The sequence below is a fragment of the Spirochaeta cellobiosiphila DSM 17781 genome (assembly GCF_000426705.1).
Taxonomy (GTDB): Bacteria; Spirochaetota; Spirochaetia; order DSM-17781; family DSM-17781; genus Spirochaeta_E; species Spirochaeta_E cellobiosiphila.
Genome location: NZ_AUFW01000017.1, coordinates 41,871 through 67,341 on the forward strand (window position 1 = coordinate 41,871; position 25,471 = coordinate 67,341).

Below are 25,471 nucleotides of genomic sequence, written 5' to 3' on the forward strand. Positions count from 1 at the left end.
GAGGATCACATGAGACATAGCATGAGACAACACATATGGCTGGTAATTAGCTTATTGTTTCTATTTCCAGCACTAGTCAGTAGTGAACCTAACAAGGATGGACAAATGCAAGATGGCCTTTATGCCAAGATGAAAACCTCAAAGGGGGAAATAGTATTATTTCTGGACTTTGAGAAAGCTCCCTTAACTGTAGCCAATTTTGTTGGTTTAGCAGAAGGAACTATTGATAATGAAGCAGTACCACCTGGTGATCATTATTACGATGGACTTACCTTTCATAGAGTTGTGGATAATTTTGTCATTCAGGGTGGAGACCCAGAAGGAACAGGACGTGGAGGCCCAGGATATAACTTTCCTGATGAATTCAACCCAGCATTGAGACATGACAAAGCTGGTATTATTTCTATGGCTAATGCTGGTCCCAATACTAACGGAAGTCAATTCTTCATTACCTTGGCACCGACTCCAAACTTAGATGACAAACACTCCGTCTTTGGACATGTTGTAGAAGGTTTGGATGTGGTAAAATCTGTAAAACAAGGTGATGTTATTGAGAAAGTGGAAATTCTTCGGGTTGGAGATAAGGCACAAGCTTTCAAAACTGATACAAAAGCGTTTAAAGAGCTAATTTCTACAGCCAAAGAGAGAACAGCTAAAGCCGCAGAAGAGGCTAATAAAGCAAAAATTGAAGTAATAGAAAAAAAATGGCCCAATGCCACAGTTACAGAAGATGGTATTAGATACATTATCCGACAAGCTGGACAAGGAACAAAACCACAAAAAGGTGCAATAGTTAAAGTTCACTATGAGGGGACTTTCCTAAATGGACAAGTATTTGATTCTTCCATTAGAAGAGGAGAACCTATTGAGTTTCCTGTTGGTACAGGTAGAGTTATTCCTGGCTGGGACATTATGGTCATGGATATGACAAAGGGAGAGAAGAGAACTATTATCCTACCTCCTAATATGGCCTATGGAGCACAGGGAGCAGGAGGGGTAATTCCACCTAATGCTTATCTAGTATTTGAATGTGAATTAGTTGATTTCTAAATAAAAAGGCTGTTGCAATAGATTTTTGCAACAGCCATGTCTTTCTATACAATATCAGATCGTTTTGGGTAATCATCTCCTCTCATAAAGAGAGGAAGCTCAACCCCATTATTTTCAATACCAAAGACTATTTTTAATACATCCTTTGTATTTTCTGCAAAACTAATCTTTAAAGCATTCAGAACTTCACTTGGAAGATCTTTTAGGTCTTTTTTGTTTTTTGCAGGGAGAATGATTCTTTGTATTCCACTCCTATGGGCGGCAATGAGTTTTTCTTTAACCCCTCCAATAGGTAAGACTCTGCCACTCAATGTTACTTCCCCTGTCATGGCTAGTTTGGGATCAACCTTCTTATTCAAGAATAATGAAACAAAAGCTGAGAACATAGCAATACCAGCACTAGGACCATCTTTGGGAACAGAACCATTAGGAACATGCAAATGAATATTCTTGTCCAAATATAGATTCATTGATTCTGCCAAAGGTCCACTTCTAGCTACAGATAGAGCTATCTGAGCAGATTCTTTCATAACATCCCCAAGCTGACCTGTGATAGTCATTCCCCCTTTACCTAATGAAGCATTAGCTTCAATAAAAAGGATATCTCCCCCAACGGGAGTCCATGCTAACCCTGTTACCACTCCAGCAGGATTGTTTAATCCTGATACATTCGGGATGTACACTTCTCTACCTAAAGCTTTAGGTAGATGATCCACTGTAACTTTGAAAGGGGTACCTTCCTCATGGGATAAGATTTTTTCCAAAGCATATCGGCTAAGACCTTCTAACTTCCTCTTTAGGTCTCGGACCCCTGCCTCACGAGTGTATTTTTGAATGATTTCTTTTAAGACTGATTCTGGTAAATCAATCTCATCATCCCTCAAGCCATGCTCAGTCCATACAGATTTGATAAGATGCTTTTCAGCAATACTTTCTTTTTCCAAGTCTGTATAACCGGATAACTGAATCAACTCCATCCGATCTAACAAAGGACCGGGAATGGAGGATAGATTATTAGCTGTGGCAATGAAAAACACCTTTGATAAATCATAGGTAATTTCCAAAAAGTGATCAGAGAAAGTGTCGTTTTGCTCTGGATCTAAGACCTCTAATAATGCACTAGCAGGATCGCCGTTGTAGGATTGTGCTAATTTATCGATTTCATCTAGTACAAAGACAGGATTACTTGCCCCTGCTTTTTTCATCCCTTCTATGATACGTCCTGGCAATGCGCCCACATAGGTACGTCTATGGCCACGAATTTCTGATTCATCCTTGACCCCTCCTAAACTAACACGAACAAAGGGACGACTGAGAGCCTTAGCAATACTCTTACCAAGACTAGTTTTTCCAACACCAGGAGGACCAACCAATAGTAAGATACTACCCATTTTATCTTTCTTTCGTTTCATAACAGCTAAGTGCTGGATGATTCGCTTTTTTACTTTCTCTAACCCAAAATGGTCTTCATCTAATATGGCCCTTGCTCTATCCAATTCAAAATCCACAGGCTCAGGAGTCTCCCAGGATAAAGTAAGAATTAAATCAAGATAGTTCTGTATGATATGTGCATCTGGTGACCCGGGACTAGTGGAATTTAATTTCCTTATTTCTTCTCTAGCTCTTTTAAGGGCATGTTCTGGTAGATGAGCTTTCTCTATACGTTCATCATAACTTTTACCATCACCCTTATCACCTAATTCCTCTTGAATGGCACGCATTTGCTCTTTGAGAAGATTCTCTCTATGGATTTTGCTTGCCTGTTCAGAAACACGATCTGCCAATTCCACTTGAAGCTTTATACTTTCTTTATGCCTAACCATCTCATCCAGAACATGAAGAGTTCTGGCTTTCAGTGAACGCATTTCTAGAATTTGCTGCTTTTCCTTACGGCTTAGATTTAAGTGTTGTGATACATAATGCAATAAGGTGCCTAATTCTGTTTGTTCTTGAATTCGTTGATCAAGATGATCCATTCCATCAAGCATACCTAGAATATCCGCACTTATAGCCTTTATAGAGGCCATATAAACGCTTTGCCCCTCTTCGTCTAAATCATTGATATCGTTATGAACTTCGAAAGAACAACTATATAAATTATCCTCTTGTTCCCAATTCAGCCGTTTTATTCTATGAAGATTCCTGACTTTTAACTCAACATAAGATCCTTTCTCATCTATAAAGTCTATCTTTGCTAAGATACCAACCTCATACAGATCATCAGGAGACCATCCTTCGTCAGGAGTGTCATCATCCTTGGAAGTAAAAGCTAAAATAAAGTTGTCATTTTTTGAGCTCTTTTCATATAAATGGTATCCCAATTCTTTTGAAACTTGAATCGTATTAGCCATGGAAGGATAAATCACTGATCGCTTCACTGGCAAGATATATAATTGGGGATATAATTCTGACCACTCCATATTTTCATCCTTGTGTAAAAAAAAGATTCTCTATAAGGTAATCACATGTCTAGAAAAGTCCAAATAACTAAGTCAGAAAGGGGCATAAATCTTCTAGACTGGCTTACCAACCGTTTTACCTACCATTCAAGAACTGAGTGGACTAGCAACATTGTCCACCATAGAGTGAAAGTTAATAGTCAGATAACTCATCTTGATTATGTTTTAAATCAGAATGATGTTATTAGCTATGAACCGGAAAACTTAGTTGAACCTGAAGTCAATACTAATTACAGTATAGTCCATAACAGTAGAGATATACTAATAATTGATAAACCTTATAATCTTCCCTGTCACCCTGGGGGTATATATTATAAAAATACCCTATGGTATTTACTCAAAGATACCTATCCCAATGTTCATATGTTAAGCCGACTAGATAGAGAAACATCTGGTCTTATGATAGTTGTAATAAATGACAGCAATGGCAAATACTATTACAATTTAGGCATCAATAAAGGAATCACCAAAAAGTATAAAGTGCTGGTACATGGGACATTTCCCGAATACTTAGATGCCTCTGGTTTTCTTATAAAAGATGAAAAGAGTAGTATTCGTAAGAAGAGAAAGTTTATTTCAGATGCGGACTCTTTAAGCACACAAGGTCAGAAAGTTCGTACAGAGTTTAAAACCATTCAACAAAATAAGGATTTTAGTTTATTGGAAGCCACACTTCACACAGGACGAATGCATCAAATTAGAAGTACCTTATTTTCCCTAGGATATCCAGTTGTGGGAGACAAAGTGTATGGTTTAGATGAGCAGTATTTCATAAAGTTGATGAATGATGAATTAACAGATAAAGATAAAACAGATCTTATATTACCAGGCCAAGCCTTACATAGTGCTTATTTGTCTTTCTCAACGCACGATGGAACTAGAATAGAATTGGTAAGTCCTGTACCACAAAAATGGAACAGTTTATTTAATAAGTAATAGAAAGACCTGCACGAATGTAAGTACTATTTTCTTCATCCGATGCGACATCTACTCCCCAATATGGTTCTAAAAAATAGAAATCTCCCAACAAAAAAGGAAGACGAACCTCATAGGACATACAAAAGGAGTCCTTCTTTTGAGCCTCCAGATGGCCCTCCGTATCTTTAATCGATCCTTTCAACCAAAGCCAACTAGGACCGGCCAGGGGAATCAGATACAGATCACCCTGGAGGTGAAAACTTAATCCCAACATTAACCTTGATTGCAAGTAGAATAACTCATTCAATTCAGATTCAGCAGAAGCTGATACACCAGAAAAATCCTGTTGATAACTAAAATAAAGAATATTTTTCTTGGGAGAGTTAAGTTGAAAGCCACCAAGCACCATAAAACTATCAGTAACATCAGCCAGGATTCCAAAAGGAATAATAACACCCGTTGTCAATCCTAAATTCCATTCATCCCCATTCTGACTTTGGGAAAAGAGGTTAAATGGCAGAAAGAAAATAGCAAGAATAATGTACTTGTTCATGAACTCCTCTCTACCATTCTAGTTAAGGATTATTCGATTAGCAAGTTGCACCTATTAAATGCGGATCATCCCCCTCACTAAGCCCAAGGATATTTACATTCACGAACTCATTATTGCTTCCATCCCAGGGAAATTGTATGGGAACATAATGCTGACCGTAACCTTGGGCCATACCATCAATCACTTTTTCAATCAAAACTCTTTCTGTTTGTCCTATTAAGCTTTGACCATATATTCTTTTACACTCTTCTGAAGCATTCCTGATTTGCTCTGCTCTATCTTTTTTTACAGATTCGGGAATCTGATCAATCATTCTATCTGCTCTAGTGTTTTTCCTACGACTATAAGGAAAAGTATGAACATGTCCAAAGCCTATTTCTCGAATAGCACTAATCGTTTCATTAAAATCTTCGTCAGATTCACCAGGAAATCCGACTATTAAATCTGTTGTTATATGAAAGTTATCATTTGTAGATCTGACTTTGGTCACAATATCCTTATATTGTTGATAGGTATATTGACGACGCATTTTTAACAAAGTCTTTTCACTTCCACTCTGTAAACATAAATGTAAATGGGGAGTCATTTTGGGGTGATTTAGTAATTTGTAAAACTTATCCCCTATCATTTCTGGTTCCATGCTTGAGATTCTTAATCGAAAATCCAGATCCAGATTAAGTATCTGTTCAATGAGATCTTCAAAACTAACGCCTTCATAATTGTATCTACTGATATTAACACCAGTTATGACAACTTCTTTAAAACCTTGGGCTACAGCTTTTTTAACATTATCAAGGATTTTATCTACAGGACGACTTACGGCCCGTCCGCGAACATGAGGGATAATACAGAAGGTACAAAAATTATCACAACCATCTTGGATCTTTATCATTCCTCTCGTATGGAAACCATCTACAGCGGTATTATATGCAAAACGATCACCCACTAAATTCGTAGGCTGAATAAACTCGCCTTTAAAGTGAGCATCCACAATGGAGAATATTTCACTTTTTCTATCATTATCAACGACATAGGTTATGCCTTCTGCTGCTTCTAAAGCCTCTCTATCAGAATCGACATAACATCCAGTAACAACAACCACTGGGTTCTCAGTTCTGTTCTTGGCTTTATTTACAGTATTTCTGCTTTTTCTATCACTCTTATTGGTAACTGTGCAGGTATTAATAATATAAGCATCAGCTTCTTCTTCAAAAGGAACAACATCATATCCAGCCTTTGTAAAGCTGGTGACAAGTGAATCTGTTTCGTATTGGTTTAGGCGACAGCCTAATGTTTGAAAACCTATCTTCTTCATAGCGCGAGAATTATGCCAGAGAATACCAATCATTGAATAGAGGGAAGAGAGATCAATTTCCCTATTTGTTGAGTTTTTTTATCAACAAACTATCATTAACACTCCTAGTGTAGCAATTCACATTATGTGTATTTTATGTTATTCCTTAGATGGAGGCAGGATATGAAACAAAAAGCTTTGGTTGTCGAAGGTGGAGGAATGCGTGGTGTATTTGCCGCTGGAGTCTTGGATTCTTTTCTTCTCAATAATCTTAAGGACTTTGATTTTTGCTTAGGAGTGTCTGCTGGATCGACGAACCTATCGAGCTGGATGTCTAACCAACTTAAGCGAAGTTATCGAGTAATTGTTGATTACTCCTGTCGCCCAGATTTTATTAATAAAAAGCGTGCTTTCACTGGCGGAAGTATGATGGATCTTGATTGGTTATGGGATATCACTCTTAAAGAGATCCCCTATGACTTTGATACCTTTTCAAAACAAGAATGTACTTTTTATATTGTTGTAACACCGGAAGATACGGGTATTGCAGAATACATTCGAGCGGATAAAGATAATTTGATCCAGCTATTAAAAGGTTCTTGTGCCCTGCCCTTAGCTTATAGAGGACAAGCGCTCTACAATAACAGAAGAATGTTTGATGGAGGAGTCGCTGATCCCATACCAGTTAAAAAAGCCTACGAAATGGGAGCGAGAAACATTACAGTTGTCCTTTCCCAAAAAGCAGGTTATCGCAAGAAAAAATCAAAGCTTTCCAAACCATTATCCAAAATCATCTATAGAAGCGAGGGGATTAGGAATGCTATGAACATACGAGATGAAGTGTACAATGAATCTTTAGATTTCATTAACAATCCTCCATCAGATTGTACAATACACACTATTGCCCCTTCCGATGATTTTGATGTGTCCCGCATGACCATTGATATCAATAAACTGGAAGCTGGTTATAGTATTGGTCTGGAAGCAGGAAAAGCATACAAAGAGAGCCTTTCCTTAATCTAGTTATTCTATTTTTGTTGAAGAGCTTGTTGAAGATCTTCCCATATGTCTTCCACATCCTCTAATCCTATACTTAATCGTATGGATCCATTTGTTATATTCGCTGCTAAGCGTTCCTGTTCTGATAGTTTAGAATGAGTTGTGGAAGCAGGATGAGTCGCAATAGATCTAGAATCACCAAGATTAGCTACCAGACTGAACATTTTCAAATGGTCTAAAAACTTGCGGCCCTGTTCGACACCTCCCTTTATCTCAAAGGCCACCATACCCCCTCCTGTTTTCATTTGCTTAACCCCAACAGAGTAAGCAGGATGGGAGGGAAGGTGCGGGTACTTAACCCAGTTCACTAGAGGATGTACTTCAAGTCTTTTGGCGATCTCTAATGCATTTTCACTGTGAGCCCTCATTCGGACAGGAAGGGTTTCTAGACTTTTGCTTAATACCCAGGCATTGAAGGGACTTAAAGCAGGTCCTGTCTGACGACAAAAAAAGCGAATAGGTTCTAGAAGTTCTGACTTGCCAAGTATAGCTCCTCCCATAGATCGCCCCTGTCCATCGATATATTTAGTTGCAGAATGAAGGACAATATCAGCACCCCAGATAAGTGGTTGCTGAACATAGGGACTAGCGAAACAATTATCAACAACCATAATCAATTTATTTTTCTTACAAAATTCAGATACTAATTCTAAATCTATTAAATCTAATACTGGATTTGTTGGTGTTTCCAGATAGAAGAGTTTCGTCCTTGTGGTGATTTGACTGGTCCAGGAATCAGGGTTGGAAGGATCCACTAGAGATGCGGTTATGTTCCATCTCGGAAGTATCTGATTAATCACAGAAACAGTAGAACCAAACAAACTTCGGGAAGCAATAAAATGATCACCTGCATTTAATAAACCAGCAAAGGTTCCGAAGACAGCCGCCATACCTGAAGAGGTACCAATACCGTCTTCAGCACCTTCCAAACTCGCCAACTTGAGGATGAACTCAGACACGGAAGGATTTGAGTAACGAGAATATATGTTGTCATCCTTCTCCCCTGTAAATCTAGCACGTGCATCTTCCGCATCTTCAAATTGGTAGCCAGAAGTCATATAGATAGGGGAAGAGAACTCTCCATACTGACTACTTTCGACTTTTGTTCTTACAGCTTTAGTTTGAAACCGTTGCTTTTTCATTGATTCCCCCTTATTTTTAAGACAAGACTTACTCTATCATTCTGATAGATAAACTGGAGAATAACATGAATTACTTGACGGTTAAAGATATAATCGGGAATACACCCCTAATTAAATTACAAAAACTGGGTTCAGGTAAAAACACTCTTTTAGTCAAACTCGAAGGAAACAACCCTGCCGGATCAGTTAAAGATCGCCCGGCTTACAACATGATTGTTAAAGCAGAAGAAGAAAAACTTATACAACCTGGAGACACTTTAGTTGAAGCCACTAGTGGAAATACAGGCATAGCCCTAGCTATGGCTGCAGCTATAAAAGGTTACAAGTACAAGCTTATAATGCCTGAAAACTCAAGTAAAGAACGAATCGCCATCATGAAAGCCTATGGAGCAGAAGTCATTCTGACACCGGCATCAAAAGGTATGGAGGGAGCCATAGATCTAGCAGATGAAATGGCATCTCGTAAGCAGGCAATCAAGCTTGATCAGTTTGGCAATTATCACAATCCAGAGGCTCACTACCTGAGTACTGGACCAGAGATATGGAAACAGACTAATGGAGAAGTATCCCACTTCTTTGCTACCATGGGAACAACAGGAACCTTAGTAGGAACAACACGATATCTAAAAGAAAAAAAGCCCTCCCTAATATCCATAGGAGTACAACCTTTAGAAGGTGCTAATATACCAGGGATACGAAAATGGGCAAAAGAATATTTACCTAAAATCTATTCAGGTGATCAAATAGACTCAATACAGTATGTATCCCAGGAAGAAGCAGAAGATATAACCAGAAAGATGGCTTCTCAGGAAGGAATCTTCTGCGGAATCAGTGCAGGTGGTAATGTAGCAGCAGCACTCAAGGTAGACAGCCAGGTTACAGGACAAACACTTGTTATAATTCTTCCAGATAGAGGTGATAAATACTTATCTACAGGCGTCTTTCCTGTGTAATATGCACGGATGAAAATAAAACAACACTTATTAGCCATCCTCGCTTGCCTTTTGTGGTCTTCAGCATTTGCAGTTATTAAATATGCCCTTGCTTATTGGCAACCCTTACCATTAGCTGGTGTCCGCTTCTTTTCTGCGGGGTTGGTTCTATCACCTTTTATCCTTAAGGAAAAAAAAATCAAAGAACTATTTAAGATTGCAATTCCTTTAGGGTTTATCCAAACAGCATTACAATATGGAGCCTTTACTTTTGGAATGAACCTAGTTGATGGAGCATCGGGAGCCATTGTGGTCGGGATTGGTCCTTTGGCCGCGGCGGTATTAAGTCATTTTTATTTTCACGATGACAAAATGAACAAAGCCAAAGCCTTGACCATTGGAGCTGGAATATTTGGTGTGGTAATATTAGCAATACCCAAAGGATTCTCCGCCAATAGAGACATGTTTTACCTATTAGGTCTTCTATTACTATTGATCTCTGTATTATCATCCTCATTTGCCAGTATTTTAGTGGCCAAGAAACGTGATAAGAACTTGAATCCCTTTGCGCTTAATTCCTTGCAGTTCATGTTGGGAGGGTCGTTTCTCATTCTGCTGACAGTCCTAACGAATCATAACAGTTTTGTTTTGCCCCATAATACAATATTCTGGGCTGCTTTAGGTTGGCTAATATTCCTCTCAACAGGCGCGTTTAGCCTATGGTATTACCTATTGGCTGATAAAGACGTCAAAGTATCCCAACTTAGTTTTTGGAAATTTATTATTCCAGTGTTTGGTGCTTTGCTTTCTTGGGTGATTCTCCCCGAAGAAGAACCTAGTTTATTAAGTATAGTAGGTATACTGATTAGTGGTGGAGCCGTCTTACTTTATTACCTCGTTCCAGCAAAACAAAAATAATGAACATTGTTAACCCTAATTAATCTTGACAATTGTGATCTATATATCTAATAATGAGAGAACAAGTTAACTGGTATTAACCAAAAGGATATAAGTAATGGCAAAGATTGGGATTTTTTATGGTTCTACAACAGGAAATACAGAAACAGTTGCAGAAAAAATAAAAGAACTTTTAGCAGAAGCTGACTTGCAGGACATTAGTGATGCAAGTGTTAAAGACTTTTTAGATTATGACATCCTTCTCCTGGGATCCTCAACTTGGGGAATGGGTGATCTACAAGATGATTGGGAAATAAAAATAAATGAACTAGCAAAACTAGATTTAACAGGAAAGAAAATAGCTTTCTTCGGAACGGGTGATCAAGAAGGCTATCCAGACACCTTTGTAGATTCTCTTGGAATTATATATGAAGCTATCCAATCTACGGGAGCTTCTTTCCTAGGAATGGTGGGTCCTGAAGGATACAATTTTGATGAGTCTAAAGCTCTGGTTGATGGCAAGTTTATCGGTCTTCCTATAGATGAGGACAATCAATCAGACAAGACACAAGAACGAGTAGAAGAATGGGTGGGTTCCCTTAAAGCCCAAATGTAGTCACACACACTTTTCTATTGTTTTATACGGGCCTGCAGGTTTGTCCACCTGTAGGCCCTTCCCTCTAGGAGATGAAGATGAAAATACTATGTCACCACATTTATGAACTTCAAAAAGGTCTACGTAATCTCGTCCTTCATACAATTCACAAAAAAGAATTGGAGAAATCTATTCAAAAGTTGGAGAACTCACATATGGCTTATGTCATACAGGAAGTTACTCCCTCTAGATATAATCTCTTTTTTGGAGAATCGGAATGTGTTGAACTTATCAGTCAATTCATCCACAAACCACTAAACGAGTTCACAAATGAAGAGGACTTTATTCTGGGGACACTCTTAGGATATAGCAGAATGGAACAGTGCAAACGTTATCTAAAACGTAGTACAACAAAAGAGGAAGTTTGCGCTTAATTTATCCATATAAATGAAAATTAGCCTTGACTAATATCTTTAAGGCTATCTACTATGGGAGGACAGTGTTAATGTTAGTTAATAACTAATTATCGTCAGGCAATAACCGTTATTTGATACTTGACTAATAGCATGTGAGAACGTATTGATCTTCTAATATTATAAGGATTAATATGACTTAAGATAAAAGGTCTGTAACTACTAATATTAGGAAGATCTAAGTAAGTAAAGGATTACTACTTCAAGGAGATCTATTATGAACAATACAAAAGCACCAGAATTTCCATTACTATTTGCCCAGGATAATGATGAATTAATCATCAGTAATCTAAGAGGTGGTGGAGAATTTAAAGAAAAATGTATTAGCCAAGCATTGATTCCCGGTCAGACAATAAAAATGATACGAAAGGCAGGAGAAGGTCCCTGTCTTGTAATGGTCAACAATACTAGGGTTATGATTAGCCACGGAATGTTGAATCGTATCATGGTTCAGCCTAACTAACATAATACTACTGAATAAATTTTTTATTACTCACACAGAACCATCAATTCAGGAGGCAGGGAATGGCGACCATTCAAGATCTCCACGTAGGAGATAAAGTCGTGATAAGCGGCTATGAAAAAGATAACCCCACTTATCGCCAAAAATTATTATCCATGGGCTTAACACGTGGAACAGAGGTAGAACTGACAAAGGTAGCCCCTATGGGTGATCCAGTAGAAATTCTCGTGAGAGGGTTTAAATTATCACTTCGTAAGGAAGAAGCACAAATACTCAAATTTGAAGAGGTCAGCCATGAGTAAGACAATCGCACTAGTTGGCAATCCGAACTGTGGTAAAACGACCTTATTCAACGGTTTAACTGGTGGTAAAATACGAACAGGAAACTGGCCTGGTGTTACCGTCGAGAAAAGAGAAGGACATTTTACTTATGGTGAAGATAAAGTAACTGTAGTGGATCTTCCGGGAATCTATTCCTTCTCTGCCCAGTCTGAAGATGAAAAAGCAGCGAGAGATTATGCGCTTAGTGGCGAACCTTCTATGATAGTGAACATCATTGATGCCACAAACCTGGAAAGGAATCTCTACCTCACAACACAACTTATTGAAATGAATGTGCCAGTATTCCTTGTGCTTAACATGATGGATATGGCTGAAAAGAATAAAATTCAAATAGATTTAAAAGAGCTTTCTAAGACTCTTTCTATACCTGTGATCGGCATATCTGCGGTTCAGAACAATGACATAAAAAATGTCAAAGAAGAAATACTCAAGGCACTTAAAAACACAAAAGTCTCAAACTCTTCTGTGGCTTATCCAAATGAACTAGAAGACAGCATCGCTAAGTTACAAAGTGGTCTAACTAAGACAGCCAAAGACTTAGGCGTTGATACACGATGGGTGGCCATCAAAATTCTTGAAGATGATAGTTGGGTAATAGAAAAAACTATAGCCAATGAAGAGATCACGCATGAAGTTATCGATAAAGAAAAAAATGAAATCGAATCAATTTTAGATGATTCCGTAGACATTATTGCAGCCGATGCCCGCTACGGCTTCATTCATGGTATCGCCAAACAATGTATTAAACGTTTAGAAAACAGACAATCCACAACAGATAAAATCGATAAGTGGGTCTTGAACAAGTTCCTTGGAATTCCTTTATTCCTAGGGGCTATGTACTTAATATTCTGGTTAACCATTACCGTAGGTGGAGCTTTCATTGACTTCTTTGATATCTTTTTTGGAACTATTTTTGTTGATGGCTTTGGCACTTTACTTACCAATATAGGTTCACCTGAATGGCTCGTTGTTTTATTAGCTAATGGTATTGGTGGAGGTATTCAAACAGTATCAACCTTTATTCCAATAGTATTCATGATGTTCTTTATGCTTTCTCTGCTTGAAGATAGTGGTTATATGGCACGAGCAGCCTTTGTTATGGATAGATTCATGCGATTTATTGGCTTACCAGGTAAGTCCTTTGTTCCTTTATTGGTTGGTTTCGGTTGTACTGTTCCTGCCGTAATGGCAACAAGAACTTTGGAAAATAAGAAAGATAGATTACTAACGATTTTCATGGCTCCCTTTATGTCCTGTGGTGCCAGGTTACCTGTATATGCATTATTCGTGGCGGCCTTTTTTCCTAAGAATGGCGGTTTAATTGTATTCTCTATCTATGTAGCAGGTATTATCTTTGCTGTACTGACTGGTTTACTAATGAAGAATACTTTATTTAGAGGAGAAGCTTCCTACTTTGTTATGGAACTCCCCCCCTATCACGCACCTAGACTAAAGCATATTATTATTCATACCTGGGATAGGTTAAAATCTTTTGTTTTACGATCTGGAAAAGCCATTATAATCGTCGTTGCCATCTTGAGTTTACTTAATTCGATTAGTACAAAAGGTACTTTTGGTAATGAAGATAGTGAAGACTCGCTTTTGGCTGCCATTGGTAAAACGATCACACCTGTGTTCACACCTATGGGAATTGAAAAAGAAAACTGGCCTGCTACAGTAGGACTTTTTACAGGACTATTTGCTAAAGAAGCAGTAGTAGGAACATTGAACTCTCTATATGGACAGCTAGCAGCCATCGAATCTGGTGAAGAAGAAGAGGAGTTTGACTTCTGGGCGGGAATCAGTGATGCCTTCTTGTCCATACCTGATGCACTATCCGGTATATGGACAGCCATTGCAGATCCTCTAGGATTAGGTGTTCTTTCAGAATCAGACGAAACAGCGCTTGCTAATGAGATTGGTGCAGATTCTGGGTTATTCCAGCAAATGCAAAAGTATTTTTCAAAAGGTCCAAATCAAGCTTATGCTTACCTTTTGTTTATTTTACTCTACTTCCCTTGTGTTGCGGCCTTTGGTGCTGTATGGAAAGAAGCAGGCCCCTTCCTTGGTTCGTTAAACGCTGCATATTTAACCCTATTAGGTTGGATAGTCTCAGTCACATACTACCAAGTCACAGTAGGACATAATCTTATAATGATTGGCGTTGCCATGCTGCTATTGGCCTTCATCATAGTTGGTTTGTATATTCTAGGAAGAAAAGAGAACAAAGCCTTAGTCCAATAAGGAGAATAATTATGTTAGTGAAAGAAGTAAGAAGTTTCCTAAGAGATCATAAAGAAGCCTCTCTATTACAAATCGTGGGAATGCTGAAAGAAGATAAAGAGATGGTTAGATTATCCCTTCATTTACTACAACAACGCCATCTTGTTGAGGAATATAAAGTTCCCCTTCCCTGTAAAAGCTGTAATTGTGGATCTTCTTGCGATGAGAAGGATTCTGTCTACTATAAGTGGGTAGGATGAATAAACTGACTTAATATTCTTAATTTTATATAAGGAAAACCCATTAGGCTGCTACCTAATGGGTTTTTATTTTAAGGATTTTATTCCACTTAATTACTTATTAGGAATATAAGACTTCATAGGGAACTCCTCCTTGGATAGCTTAGATAAATCATTACCTGCACTTTCTAGTTCCCTGGCATATTTGATAAAGCTTAAAGCATAATCAGTCATAGTATCGTATCCATTACCACGTTCATCTTGAACAGTCTTGAATGTAACATAACCGTCTTTACCACTTGCGATATAATCATTTGTCAAAACAACATAAAAGCTGTCCATTTCTATAGGACTCCAAACGCCAGTTTTTCTGTCCAAGATTTCCATATTATTGATTCGACTATACGCGTCCTTAGTAGCATCAACATCATAGCGAATACCATAAGCATAAGGGAAACTTCCTGTTGACCCATTATCCAAAGCATTGGATAGAGCATCTTCCATGACTTGAACGATTTCGGCACCGGTCATATTTATCTCATACATAGTATTAGAGAAAGGTAGTAATTCATATGCTTCCTTCATCGTTAAATCACCAGCAGGAATACTGATCCGTACACCACCACCATTCTGAATGGACAGATCTGCTTTGGGGTCTATCTCATAGAAAGCTTTGGCTACGATAGGAGCAATATCAGATCCCAAAGGTAAGACATAACCATCTCGTCCATCGCCAGGTATACGATTATGACCAAGGTTCTCACTAACTGAAGCTATCACTTCCATTTCAGCTTCCCCTTTCATATCATTGTATCCTTTGATAATACCTTCAATACTAGGATCAGGAGATACAATGGTGAATATACCTGAAGCCTCTACTGTTTCCTGTAATTTCGCCAGTTCATCACCATTTACCTCTACGAATTGAGGGTTCCCTTTATCATCATTATTACCAGAATCAACCTTTAATTCAGCACTGACTGGTATATAAGGATGACCAGAAGCAGAAGTTACAATGTCACCTTCAAAAGTCACATCAAGAGCTCCTAACATTTTACCATATTCCCAAGCTTGAACGATATAGACAGGATCACCATTCTTTGAGGTCGTTACTGTTGGATAGGAACCTTCAGAAACAAGACCATAAGAATCAAGCTCGCCTAATTTGGTGTGAGAATCTCCAGAAACAATAACATCAACATCTGTGACAAGAGGAGCCCAAGCACTTACCTTTTCATAAGTATCATGTGCCAGTACAATGATTTTTTTAATCTTCTTTTTCTTAAGAACATCAACATACTTCTGAACAGTTTTTGCTTCTTCATGGAATTGTATCTCATCACTAGGACTTGAAGATTCTTTAGTCTTTTGTGCAATAGTAAGTCCAATAATCCCAATCTTCTGACCATCAAATTCTTTAATAATATAAGGGGAAAATAATCCATCAAGGACATTACCTTTATCAGGTACTACATTAGCACTGATGACTGGAAAATCAAATTTCTGGATTAGCTCTGCTAAAAATTCATCACCCAAATCAAACTCATGGTTACCAATCGATAGAGCCTCAAAGCCCATGGCATTAAGAACATCAGCTTCTGCGTTCCCATTAAAAAAAGTAAAATAGGTTGTACCCATTATGGCATCACCAGCATGTAACGTAAGAACATTTTCTCTTTCAGAACGTAGTTCATTAAGAATGGTACTGATTTCAGCCATTCCTCCTATTTGAGCTCGAACAGTACCAATCTCATCAAAAGTAAGATCCTGTTGGATACTTTCAAAATGGGAATGGGTATCATTCATATGTAAGATACGAATATCCAGGGGGGCTGTGTTATTAGAATCATTAGCACAAGAGGCTAATAAAACTACAACAGCTAAAATAGTCAATGGAAAGAATTTCTTCATTGGCATTTAAATTCTCCTTGTTTAGTGTTATCTCAAGGATGATCCAAGTACCCTTTTAATTGCAATAGAATCTAATAATTTTTATGGAGTATGTCTGTAATATCGAGGAGGATGTCCGGTCACTTCTTTAAAAACTTTACCAAAATGGGTGATACTTCCAAAACCTACCTCTGAGGCTACATCTATAATTTTATTTTTTTTGTTTTTAAGTAGTTTTTTGGCTTCACTTACCCTCAAACAATTTAAATACTCCACAAAATTATAATTTGTTACCTCTTTAAATATTTTACTCAGGTAAGGTGAACTAAGATAAAATTTATCCGCAATCATTTGCAGGTTCAATTCATTCTGATAATTCTGTTGAAGATAACCTAGGATTCTAGCGACCTTCTCCTGTTTTGGACTAAGCTGACAATTCTTTAATTCCCTATTATGATCATAAGAACGGCCTATGATAATGATCATCCTCATTAAAAATGATGTCATCATAACAGAATATCCCCATTCCTGATGATGCCCTTCAAACAGGGTATGACGCAATAGAAAACCTACATCTTCCTGCTCCTTGAGAGGCAGCTGTAAATGGAACTTATCCTTTTGCCCCCAAGCTTCTAAACATTCTGTACAGCCTGTCCTTTTCAGAAACCCTTCTGTTACATATACGAGCAAACAATCACACTCAGAACTATTGTTAATGGTTGCTGTATGCAACACATGAGGTCCAATGAAAATAAAGTCTCCCTTCTTAGCCTGAAAAATGCGATCTCCAACTAAGAAATCCCTTTCTCCTTCTGTTATGTAAAGAATCTCATAAAAACTATGCTCATGTTTAGGTTGGGAAGCAGAAAGTCTACGAGAAGAGATATAGAAATCAACTTGACCTTTATTAAATAAGGAGCGTTCAAAATTCATAGTTTTATATTAAAATATAAGAGCAATAGTGTAAATCTATTAATAACTGATCAGATTTTTATAGAAAACTAGTATATCTTGAGAACAACTTACTAATATTACCGATCTGCGGTAACCCATGTCGATAGCCCTGGAGGTAAAGAAAAGTGTTCAAACCCGTTGCTTCCAGGGCTGACTTGTTTTTTTATCCTTTTCAAGGGGATACTATAACTTTTACCCTTTGAAAAACTCTCTCAGAGGTGGAATAATATGTATAAAGATCCTTTGTTTGGTAACTTTTTTCCTTGGTTAGCTTCTTTATATGATCCCGTTATAGGCGGATTTTACTACTCTAAAAGTGCAAAAGATTCTCCAGAGTTTAACCCGGATATTGAATCTACAGCCCAAGCATTAGACATACTTACAAATGTAAAACTAATGGATTCGATGCCTGATGAAATGGTAAAAAAACTCATCCTTTTTTTTCAACAAAAGCAATTAGATACAGGTTATTTTATTGATTCCCATAATGACATGAAGCAATATGATAGGATGGTAGCTCGTGCCTTAATGTATAGTTTGAAAAGTTTATACATTCTAGGAGGTAAACCTTTATATCCAACAGAGAGTCTAGTAACAAAGAATTTACCTCTTCATTTAAAAAGCTTGGATAGTTTAAAAACTTGGCTTGTTGAGCGACCTTGGGATAACCCTTGGATGGCTTGTGATAACATATCTGCCACTTCTGTATATTTTCAATTAATGGAACAACAAGATAAGAAAGAGTTCCTGAATTGTGTGATGCAATTCCTGGAAGAAAAACAGGATTCACAAACAGGTATGTGGGGAGAGGGACGCCCATACCTAAAAATATCTGGGGCGTTTAAATTATCCTTGTTTTTTAAGAAATTAAACATACCCTTCCCTTTGGCAGACAGGGTATATGACTATATGAAATACACTTTGGTTAACGATACATCTGAAGACATGTGTTGGACACGTAACGTTATGGATTTACTAGATGCCATCACTCCCCAACTAGGAGAGATACCTAAGAAAGACATAGATCTTATATTGAATATTACATGGAGGAACCTAAGACTATATTACAAAAAAGATGGAGGCTTCTCACGGCATATTCACAACTCTCTGGTTACCCCTAATAATGTACCCTTAGGCAAAGGATTAGAAGAAGGAGATATGAATGCTTCTACTCAGGCTATTAAAATTCAATATTTAACAAAAAAACTATTTCCTGCAGAAGCTGTAAAAAACATTGAAATATTACCCTCAGGATTTTATAAAAACATTTTGTCTATTTGATTAAGGTGGACCAATCCCAATGTATAATTCTAGAAGCAAAAGTAGGTGCTAAGAGTTCATATTCTTTGCTGTCACATGATAACCATCGGTATTCCCCATGTTCCTCAGATAAACGTAAATCATTGATATCAGAATTCAACTGACATAAATAGATAATCCCTGTTATCTGTCTATTAGGAAAATAGGAATCCCAGGTATCAACAAAGCGAAGTGGTTTTACATGATAATTCACTTCTTCCTTGATCTCTCTGATCAATGCTTCTGGAGCGGTTTCTCCATATTCCAAATGACCACCAGGCAACTCCCACACAGAGGGGTTCGGATAATTACGTCGTAGAGCCAAAAACTTGTTATCGTTTATTATTAAGGCTTTAACTGAAAAGGTTACTTTTTTCTCCATTTTAACTCCAGAATATACAAAGTTTATTGTTATCACTAGAACAATAGGCTACTTTTACAAAGGCATGGATATTTTAACTGCTGAAGAATTCTTATCGCACAAATCCTTAACCAAGGATTATACTCACAGATTCTTCTATAATGAAAGTCCCTCTTACAACATTAATACAGATATATCAAATGTTTGGGCACAGTTATATTTTGTCAACATTGAGGACCAGTGGATTCCCATTGCTATTCCAGACTCAGATAAACCCAATTGTTATGTATGTTCCCCTTACAGTCATTACATTGTTTATGCAAGAGAAGAAGTGGAACTCATTTCCTCAAGGACACTTAGGTTCATATCAAAGCTCTTAATAAAATTTTTAGATCACTTTTATACCAAGATAAATATTGATGATGTTGTGTACATTAACAATTGGTTTCTCTCTACCAACCTCTATCCAAAGCTTTCAAATAAGGTATGGATTCAGCTCATCAAAGTAATAAAGGAAAAGTTCCCTACAAAAACTATTATGCTCCGCTCTCTAAATGAACAACATCACAAGGACCTGATAAACACTTGTCTAAAGCTTGGTTTTAAAAAGATAGCTAGTCGTCAAATATATTGCACAGAACCCTGGAATCCTTCGATTTATAAAAAGAGAGACTATAAAAATGATAAAAAACTTTTTGAGCGATCTGAATACAAAGTTCTTAGAAATGATGATTTTTCTACCCAAAATATAGATCGCATACTGGGATTGTATAATCAGCTATATTTGGATAAGTACACAAACCTAAATCCCCATTTTACTTCTGAATTTATTTACAAAGCGATCAAATCTGATACATTCTTCCTTATGGGATTAGAGAAAGAAGGAAGAATTGATGCCATACTGGGATATTTTATCAGAGAACAAATCATGACTACGCCTCTTTTTGGTTATGATCTAAGCGTTTCGCCAAAGGAAGGATTGTATCGCTTATTATCTTTTTTGTTATTGAAAGAATCTGAAGATAAAAACTTAATACTCAATCAAAGTTCTGGTGCTGGTCCTTTCAAATTGAATAGGGGTGCACAGAAAATAATTGAGTATAATTTGTATGATGACAGTAGTGCCAATAAAAAACAAAGGCGTGGTTGGAAGATACTCAACTACCTTGCAACTCAATTTTTTGAACCCATGTTAAGGAAAAAAGATTTTTAATGAATATACTCCTCACAGGAGCCAGAGCTCCTTATACCTTAGATTTAGGCAGAAGATTATCCGCATTAAGACATAACATCTATTATGCGGATAGCTATTACCTGGCTTTGAGTCGATTTTCCAATACAGGACGAGCCTTTATAAAACTACCTTCTCCACGGTACAAGACAGAATCCTTTGTCCAAACATTAAAAGATAGTCTTATTAAATTTGATATTGATTGTCTTATTCCCACATGTGAAGAAATATTTTATATTGCACAAAACAGGTCAAGGCTTCCTAAGAATGTAAATATTTTTTGCGATAGTTTTGATACTTTAAATCTCCTACATAATAAATATTCTTTTATAAAATTAGCCAAAAAAATAAGTCATAAGAATATTAAAATACCTAATACCATCCTGATTAATAAGACCAGTGATATAGAGGATTTTATTGACCATGATAAAAATTGGATTTTAAAACCAGTATATTCTCGCTTTGGAGAAAGCGTTTTATCCCTTAACGATTTAAAACAAAAAAAGCTTCCTCAAATCACGGTTGAGAATCCTTGGATAGCACAAGAGTACATTAAGGGTGAAGAGTATTGTTCCTATACAGTAATTCAACATGGTAATATTAAAGCTCATACAGTATATAAATCTCAATATCGAGCAGGAGGAGCTTCTACATTTTTTGAACATTATCAAATTAGTGTTCTTGAAAAATGGATTGAAAAACTTGTTACTAATATGGGATTTCATGGTCAGATAGCTTTTGACTTTATCAAAACAGAAGAGGGTTATTACTATCCTATAGAATGCAATCCCCGAATGACCTCAGGATTTCATATTCTATGCCAATCCTCTCATTTAGATACTGTTTATATAGATCAGGAATCTGAAAGAATTTATCCTCTTCAAAAAGCGAATAAAATTGCCTTAGCCATGAAAATCTTCAATAGAAAAAATAACACACAATTTAAAGAGGATTTTAGACGTTCACGAGATGTCATATCCAGTCCCACTGATAGGTTTCCTGAATGGGGACAATATCTATCCTATTCCGGTTTACTTTTGAAAGCCCTGTTCAAACAAATAAGCCCCATTGAAGCAAGTGTAGAAGATATTGCTTTTAGTCCCCTCATAATAGCAGACTCAGACCATTAATGGTTAAACCTGCTGCCGTTCCTAACAACAAGATACAATCCCCTTCTTTGACAAGAGAATTATCCAGTGCTTGACTAAGCATATAAGGAACAGAAACCGCTACCATATTTCCATAATCAGCTACATTATCAATGTATTTATCCTGAGGAATATTCAGTCGCTTCATTATAAAACTAAGGGCTTTACTCGCTTGATGAGGGATAACCTTATCAAAACTCTCAAGAGGGATTCCCCCTTCTGCCACATAATCCTTACAAAAAAGACTGACCTTGCTTATCGTAAAACGGAGAGCTTCTCTACCTTTCATATCAAATAAATAGTCTTGTAAGCGAGAAGGATCAAAGTGTTGGCCTTGCAAGTTACTTAAGCCTCCTCTGATTTCCGTATGATGAGCGCCTTCCCCCCAAGTATTTTCCTTGGCAAACATAACACCTTTGTTCTTATCTGTTTTACTTATGATAAAAGCTGCTGCAGCATCACTGAATAGTTCATAACTTTCTTTTTGATCTTTGTTTAAACCTTGAGAAGGGACTTCAGCAGATACAATTAACACTTTTGCATATCTTCCCGCTTCTATAAGATAGGATATTGTATCTAGCGCAGTAATAAAACTAGTACAGGAAGTATTAATATCCATACAAGGGATAGGTTTACTCGACCCTAACATTTCACTAATAAGAGAAGATGTAGACGGTATGGGCTGATACCCAACTGCACTGGCGAAGACAATTAGGTCTATCTCATCTAAAGACAATCCTGCTCTATTAAGAGCTATGGTAATAGCATCAATCGTTAAGTTCTTATGATCTTGTCCTTCTCCCAACCAGAAACGCCTTTGCTCGCCAAAACGAATCATCCTTTGGCCGAGAGAGGTGCCATGTCCTAAGATTTCTAATTTATTCATAATCTTTTTATCCTTTTCAACTTTTGAGTAATGCGATGTTCATATTTTTTTATATCTAATTGAGGTTGTACAATCTGGAATTGATTCATTAACTTACAAAACTCTTCTTTGACAGAGCCCCAATTGTCATCGTCTTCCCATTCTATGTAAAATACAATTAATTCTTCATCTACCTGAATGACCTGATACTGTTTGATACCATCTACATATAATAAAGTACGCCGAATCATATCTGGATATAATTTGACTTTTCCTCCACCTATTTGATCAAAGATAAAGATATCATCTTCTCGTCCCTCGATCTTATCTAAAGCCATAAAGGAACTACCACATTTACACTTTGTACTAGACTCCACTAATATATCATTAAGCCTGTACCTTATGATGGGTTGGGATTTTCTAGTAAAATCAGTAATGATTGGAATAAATCTTCCTGAACCAAGATCCTCTTTTTCAATAAATACAATATCTTCATTAAGATGAATTTTCCCCTCCTGACAGGTAAAACCTAGAAAACCTTCTGTGCTTTGATAGACCTGATGAATGTGCTTTTGCTGGAACACATTACAAAGTTCTTCTGCATCTTCTTTCTCTAAAACTTCTGCCACGGATATTACTTTATTAAAGGTAAGAGGAAGCTTTCCCCCACGAATGTATTCAGCCAAAACAATTAATACTGAAGGAGGAGCAACAAGGATATTTGCTTTGAAATTCAACAAGTGCTCTATATGCTCATCCATTTTTTGATAGATATCATAGTAATGAAATGAGATACCAGGAGCATTCACATTTTCATACAGATTACTGTTGGCTCTTAGAAAAAAAGCTATACGAAAGGGAAAACCTTTTGGTGGAAGCATTCTTGCTAAGATAGCCCCTGTCCAAAGATCCATTTCTTTTTTGCTAGTAATAAATAATCCTCTATGGTCAGAAGTTCCTGATGATAATCCCACAGTGATATTATGATAAGTAGGAGAAAATTCTCTATTTCTTTCTGCAGCCAAAGCCAAATTAAAAGCTTCATCCTTGGTTATATCAATGGTTACAAGGTCATTAAATCGTTCCATCATTTTTCTTTTATTCATGAGGGGAAGATCTGTAAAACGATGGATTATGTCTTTACCGAATATTCTATAAAAAGAAGACTTCTTACATAGATAATGTAAATGTTTCTCTAAACGCTTTTTCTGTAATAGTTTTAATTTTTCCAAACTATAAAGACCGGGATTTTTATACCTAAAGTAGGATTTTAAAATGACAAAAGGATTACTCATAAACAAACCTCTTCTTGCCCATGGGAAGTTAATATTTGAAGAGTATCGTCTTCATTTATCAAAGTTTTTATTTTTTGTATGGTTGTAACATACTCATGGTAGTTATACTGAATCTTTCTAGCTATACGCTTTAAATTCACATCTAAAAGATCGACTCCCCAAGAAGCATCAGTAATATAAAAGATGTGTTTCTCTGGTAGATAAATTCCCATATGCCCTCTGGCATGGCCGGGAAGATCAATTAACCAAAGGGAATTATCTTCCCACAAATCATATCCAACAAAGCCTTTCAATGGGCTTTGATCATTTAACTCATAGGTCGTTGTACGCTCAGATAAATCAGAAGGCAGGTGTTCTTTAAAAACAGCCTCCTTTAAATGATATTTCCCAATATTTCCATACGCTTTTGAAGACATTATTATTGGAATATGAGGAAGGGCTCTTAGATTCCCGATGTGATCAGGATGCAAATGAGTTACTATGATTTGTTGAATATCATCGACCCCAATGCCATCCCCCCTTAACTGTTTAACAATACTATTATCCCTTTTATAAAAAGTAGGATTAATTAGTCGATACAGGAAGGCTTTATAATGATAAGACATTATATAAGGACCATACCCAGTATCAACCAATACCTTTCCATATTGACTATGCTCTATAAGCAAAGTTTTTGCAGGAAAGGAGCGTATCTCTTTTTTGGCATCAATAAAGACTCTATTCATGTGGTTATTACAATAACCACATTCGTATATTTTTATTCTACTTATCTTGTTCTTTATACCACTTGGCATAGATATCCATTCCTTCTTCAACAGATATTAATGGCTTATAATCTAATATTTTTTCTGCTTTAGATATATCAAGAGTTTGACTATAACCCAAGGTTATTAATGTATATAAAGTTACCGGAGGTTCTTCATATATCTTGAAGAATTTATACCAAGCTTCTATAGCGCTAACAATAAGTTTAAAAAGAGGCAGCGGTAACTTTAAAAATTTGACAGGTTTATTTATTTTATTCATAAACATGGTAATCATTTGTTTAAAAGTCATAGGCTCACCGTTAGTGATATTAAATATTTGAGTATTTACATTATCTTTTATTAAAGCAAGATAGATGGAATAAGATACATTATCCACATATGTGATATCCATCAAGTTTTTACCAGACCTTATTAAGGGAATACCTTGTTTATCATTGGCTTCCATTAAACGGGGAATCAAACTGGTATCTCCTATACCAAATAAACCTCGTGGTCTAATAATCGTCCATTCAAAGGATGGATTTATCTGGCTTTTAATAAGAGTTTCAGCCATGCGTTTGCTTTTTATATAATAATTGAATGGCTTCCCGGTAATTATACGTTCCTCAGGTATATCAAACTGATTTTCTGGCGAACAATAAATACTTGGAGAAGAAATATAAATGAGACGCTTGATTTCTAATTCTTCGCAGATTTTAAGAATATTCTGCGTACCCTGTACATTACAATGATAAAAGTCATCCCACTTTCCCCATAGGGTAGACAAAGCAGCAGCATGAATTACATGGGTACACCCTAAAGCTGCTTTACGTAATTCTTCTATATCTAATAAATCACCTTGATAAAATTGGGTCAAAGTCGATTTTAACAAATTTCCCTTAATGGAATTACGACCAAAGGCATGAATAATAATGTTATGTTCTTCTAATAATTTAATGAGCGAGCTACCTAAAAATCCAGTAGCTCCTGTAACTAATACTTTCATTTCTGACATGGAATGCAATATAACACTATATAGAAGC

At 36.7% G+C, this 25,471-nt stretch carries 25 protein-coding genes; 14 read left to right on the plus strand and 11 right to left on the minus strand.

Features of this window, described 5'->3' with window-relative positions; genetic code table 11:
- The first annotated feature begins 9 nt into the window (after window positions 1-9).
- Window positions 10-1,050: a peptidylprolyl isomerase gene (locus tag K345_RS0103005; RefSeq protein WP_211227822.1), complete on the plus strand. Its 1,041-nt coding sequence runs from the start codon at window positions 10-12 to the stop codon at window positions 1,048-1,050.
- 44 nt (window positions 1,051-1,094) lie between these two features.
- On the opposite strand, the gene lon is transcribed toward K345_RS0103005, so the two are convergent.
- Complete coding sequence (gene lon, locus K345_RS19455) at window positions 1,095-3,470, minus strand: endopeptidase La (protein ID WP_053228017.1); 2,376 nt, start codon at window positions 3,468-3,470, stop codon at window positions 1,095-1,097.
- 45 nt (window positions 3,471-3,515) lie between these two features.
- Here lon and K345_RS0103015 point away from each other — a divergent pair, with 45 nt between their 5' ends.
- Window positions 3,516-4,445: an RluA family pseudouridine synthase gene (locus tag K345_RS0103015; protein WP_028972919.1), complete on the plus strand. Its 930-nt coding sequence runs from the start codon at window positions 3,516-3,518 to the stop codon at window positions 4,443-4,445.
- Here K345_RS0103015 and K345_RS0103020 read toward each other — a convergent pair.
- On the minus strand, window positions 4,435-4,980 hold the full coding sequence (locus tag K345_RS0103020) for a DUF2715 domain-containing protein (protein WP_028972920.1): 546 nt from the start codon (window positions 4,978-4,980) through the stop codon (window positions 4,435-4,437). The two genes, K345_RS0103015 and K345_RS0103020, sit on opposite strands and share 11 nt — an antisense overlap.
- 37 nt (window positions 4,981-5,017) lie before the next feature.
- Window positions 5,018-6,295, minus strand: a complete 1,278-nt coding sequence (mtaB, locus tag K345_RS19460) for a tRNA (N(6)-L-threonylcarbamoyladenosine(37)-C(2))-methylthiotransferase MtaB (protein WP_169714756.1) — start codon at window positions 6,293-6,295, stop codon at window positions 5,018-5,020.
- 162 nt (window positions 6,296-6,457) lie between these two features.
- Here mtaB and K345_RS0103030 point away from each other — a divergent pair, with 162 nt between their 5' ends.
- On the plus strand, window positions 6,458-7,297 hold the full coding sequence (locus K345_RS0103030) for a patatin-like phospholipase family protein (protein WP_028972921.1): 840 nt from the start codon (window positions 6,458-6,460) through the stop codon (window positions 7,295-7,297).
- A gap of 5 nt (window positions 7,298-7,302) precedes the next feature.
- Here the strand turns inward: K345_RS0103030 and K345_RS0103035 are convergent, their stop codons facing one another.
- Window positions 7,303-8,475: a trans-sulfuration enzyme family protein gene (locus tag K345_RS0103035; RefSeq protein WP_028972922.1), complete on the minus strand. Its 1,173-nt coding sequence runs from the start codon at window positions 8,473-8,475 to the stop codon at window positions 7,303-7,305.
- Between the two features lie 65 nt (window positions 8,476-8,540).
- Here K345_RS0103035 and cysM point away from each other — a divergent pair, with 65 nt between their 5' ends.
- The 8 genes from cysM (at window position 8,541) to K345_RS0103075 (ending at window position 14,660) form a co-directional block, all read left to right on the plus strand.
- Window positions 8,541-9,428, plus strand: coding sequence for a cysteine synthase CysM (gene cysM, locus K345_RS0103040; RefSeq protein ID WP_028972923.1), 888 nt, complete (start codon window positions 8,541-8,543; stop codon window positions 9,426-9,428).
- Window positions 9,429-9,437: 9 nt separating this feature from the next.
- A complete protein-coding gene (locus K345_RS0103045) occupies window positions 9,438-10,325 on the plus strand; it encodes a DMT family transporter (RefSeq protein ID WP_053228020.1) in 888 nt (295 codons plus the stop codon).
- 97 nt (window positions 10,326-10,422) lie between these two features.
- Window positions 10,423-10,920, plus strand: a complete 498-nt coding sequence (gene fldA, locus K345_RS0103050; RefSeq protein ID WP_028972925.1) for a flavodoxin FldA — start codon at window positions 10,423-10,425, stop codon at window positions 10,918-10,920.
- Window positions 10,921-10,997: 77 nt separating this feature from the next.
- Window positions 10,998-11,333 carry a DUF2023 family protein gene (locus tag K345_RS0103055; protein WP_028972926.1) on the plus strand — a complete coding sequence of 112 codons (336 nt, stop codon included), beginning with the start codon at window positions 10,998-11,000 and terminating at the stop codon, window positions 11,331-11,333.
- Window positions 11,334-11,589: 256 nt separating this feature from the next.
- Complete coding sequence (locus K345_RS0103060; RefSeq protein WP_028972927.1) at window positions 11,590-11,835, plus strand: FeoA family protein; 246 nt, start codon at window positions 11,590-11,592, stop codon at window positions 11,833-11,835.
- 62 nt (window positions 11,836-11,897) lie between these two features.
- Window positions 11,898-12,137 carry a FeoA family protein gene (locus tag K345_RS0103065; RefSeq protein ID WP_028972928.1) on the plus strand — a complete coding sequence of 80 codons (240 nt, stop codon included), beginning with the start codon at window positions 11,898-11,900 and terminating at the stop codon, window positions 12,135-12,137.
- The gene (gene feoB, locus K345_RS0103070; protein WP_028972929.1) at window positions 12,130-14,421 is read left to right on the plus strand and encodes a Fe(2+) transporter permease subunit FeoB; all 2,292 of its coding nucleotides are present in this window, start codon (window positions 12,130-12,132) and stop codon (window positions 14,419-14,421) included. Before K345_RS0103065 ends, feoB begins: the two co-directional genes overlap by 8 nt.
- An 11-nt stretch (window positions 14,422-14,432) precedes the next feature.
- On the plus strand, window positions 14,433-14,660 hold the full coding sequence (locus tag K345_RS0103075) for a FeoC-like transcriptional regulator (RefSeq protein WP_028972930.1): 228 nt from the start codon (window positions 14,433-14,435) through the stop codon (window positions 14,658-14,660).
- A gap of 93 nt (window positions 14,661-14,753) precedes the next feature.
- On the opposite strand, the gene nadN is transcribed toward K345_RS0103075, so the two are convergent.
- Entirely contained in the window at window positions 14,754-16,556 is a 1,803-nt protein-coding gene (gene nadN, locus K345_RS0103080; RefSeq protein WP_028972931.1) for an NAD nucleotidase, read from the minus strand.
- A 75-nt stretch (window positions 16,557-16,631) separates the two neighbouring features.
- Window positions 16,632-17,462: a helix-turn-helix domain-containing protein gene (locus K345_RS0103085; RefSeq protein ID WP_028972932.1), complete on the minus strand. Its 831-nt coding sequence runs from the start codon at window positions 17,460-17,462 to the stop codon at window positions 16,632-16,634.
- A 249-nt stretch (window positions 17,463-17,711) separates the two neighbouring features.
- Between K345_RS0103085 and K345_RS19465 the strand changes: the two genes are divergently transcribed.
- Entirely contained in the window at window positions 17,712-18,764 is a 1,053-nt protein-coding gene (locus K345_RS19465) for a prenyltransferase/squalene oxidase repeat-containing protein (RefSeq protein WP_053228022.1), read from the plus strand.
- On the opposite strand, the gene K345_RS0103095 is transcribed toward K345_RS19465, so the two are convergent.
- On the minus strand, window positions 18,757-19,164 hold the full coding sequence (locus tag K345_RS0103095; protein ID WP_028972933.1) for an NUDIX hydrolase: 408 nt from the start codon (window positions 19,162-19,164) through the stop codon (window positions 18,757-18,759). The two genes, K345_RS19465 and K345_RS0103095, sit on opposite strands and share 8 nt — an antisense overlap.
- 64 nt (window positions 19,165-19,228) lie before the next feature.
- On the opposite strand from K345_RS0103095, the gene K345_RS19470 reads away from it, so the two are divergent.
- Window positions 19,229-20,356 carry a hypothetical protein gene (locus K345_RS19470; RefSeq protein WP_053228023.1) on the plus strand — a complete coding sequence of 376 codons (1,128 nt, stop codon included), beginning with the start codon at window positions 19,229-19,231 and terminating at the stop codon, window positions 20,354-20,356.
- Complete coding sequence (locus K345_RS19475; protein WP_028972934.1) at window positions 20,356-21,504, plus strand: ATP-grasp domain-containing protein; 1,149 nt, start codon at window positions 20,356-20,358, stop codon at window positions 21,502-21,504. The genes K345_RS19470 and K345_RS19475 overlap by 1 nt, the downstream gene beginning before the upstream one ends.
- On the opposite strand, the gene K345_RS0103110 is transcribed toward K345_RS19475, so the two are convergent.
- From K345_RS0103110 to K345_RS0103125, 4 genes are read right to left on the minus strand one after another with little or no spacing between them, the layout of a single operon-like run.
- Window positions 21,479-22,408: a 3-oxoacyl-[acyl-carrier-protein] synthase III C-terminal domain-containing protein gene (locus tag K345_RS0103110; protein WP_028972935.1), complete on the minus strand. Its 930-nt coding sequence runs from the start codon at window positions 22,406-22,408 to the stop codon at window positions 21,479-21,481. The genes K345_RS19475 and K345_RS0103110 overlap by 26 nt on opposite strands.
- Window positions 22,405-23,682 (minus strand): F390 synthetase-related protein, encoded by a 1,278-nt coding sequence (locus tag K345_RS0103115; protein ID WP_028972936.1) that lies wholly within the window; start codon window positions 23,680-23,682, stop codon window positions 22,405-22,407. Before K345_RS0103115 ends, K345_RS0103110 begins: the two co-directional genes overlap by 4 nt.
- A complete protein-coding gene (locus K345_RS19480) occupies window positions 23,679-24,476 on the minus strand; it encodes an MBL fold metallo-hydrolase (RefSeq protein ID WP_053228024.1) in 798 nt (265 codons plus the stop codon). Before K345_RS19480 ends, K345_RS0103115 begins: the two co-directional genes overlap by 4 nt.
- The gene (locus K345_RS0103125) at window positions 24,445-25,434 is read right to left on the minus strand and encodes an NAD-dependent epimerase/dehydratase family protein (RefSeq protein WP_028972937.1); all 990 of its coding nucleotides are present in this window, start codon (window positions 25,432-25,434) and stop codon (window positions 24,445-24,447) included. The genes K345_RS19480 and K345_RS0103125 overlap by 32 nt, the downstream gene beginning before the upstream one ends.
- Between the last annotated feature and the right edge of the window lie 37 nt (window positions 25,435-25,471).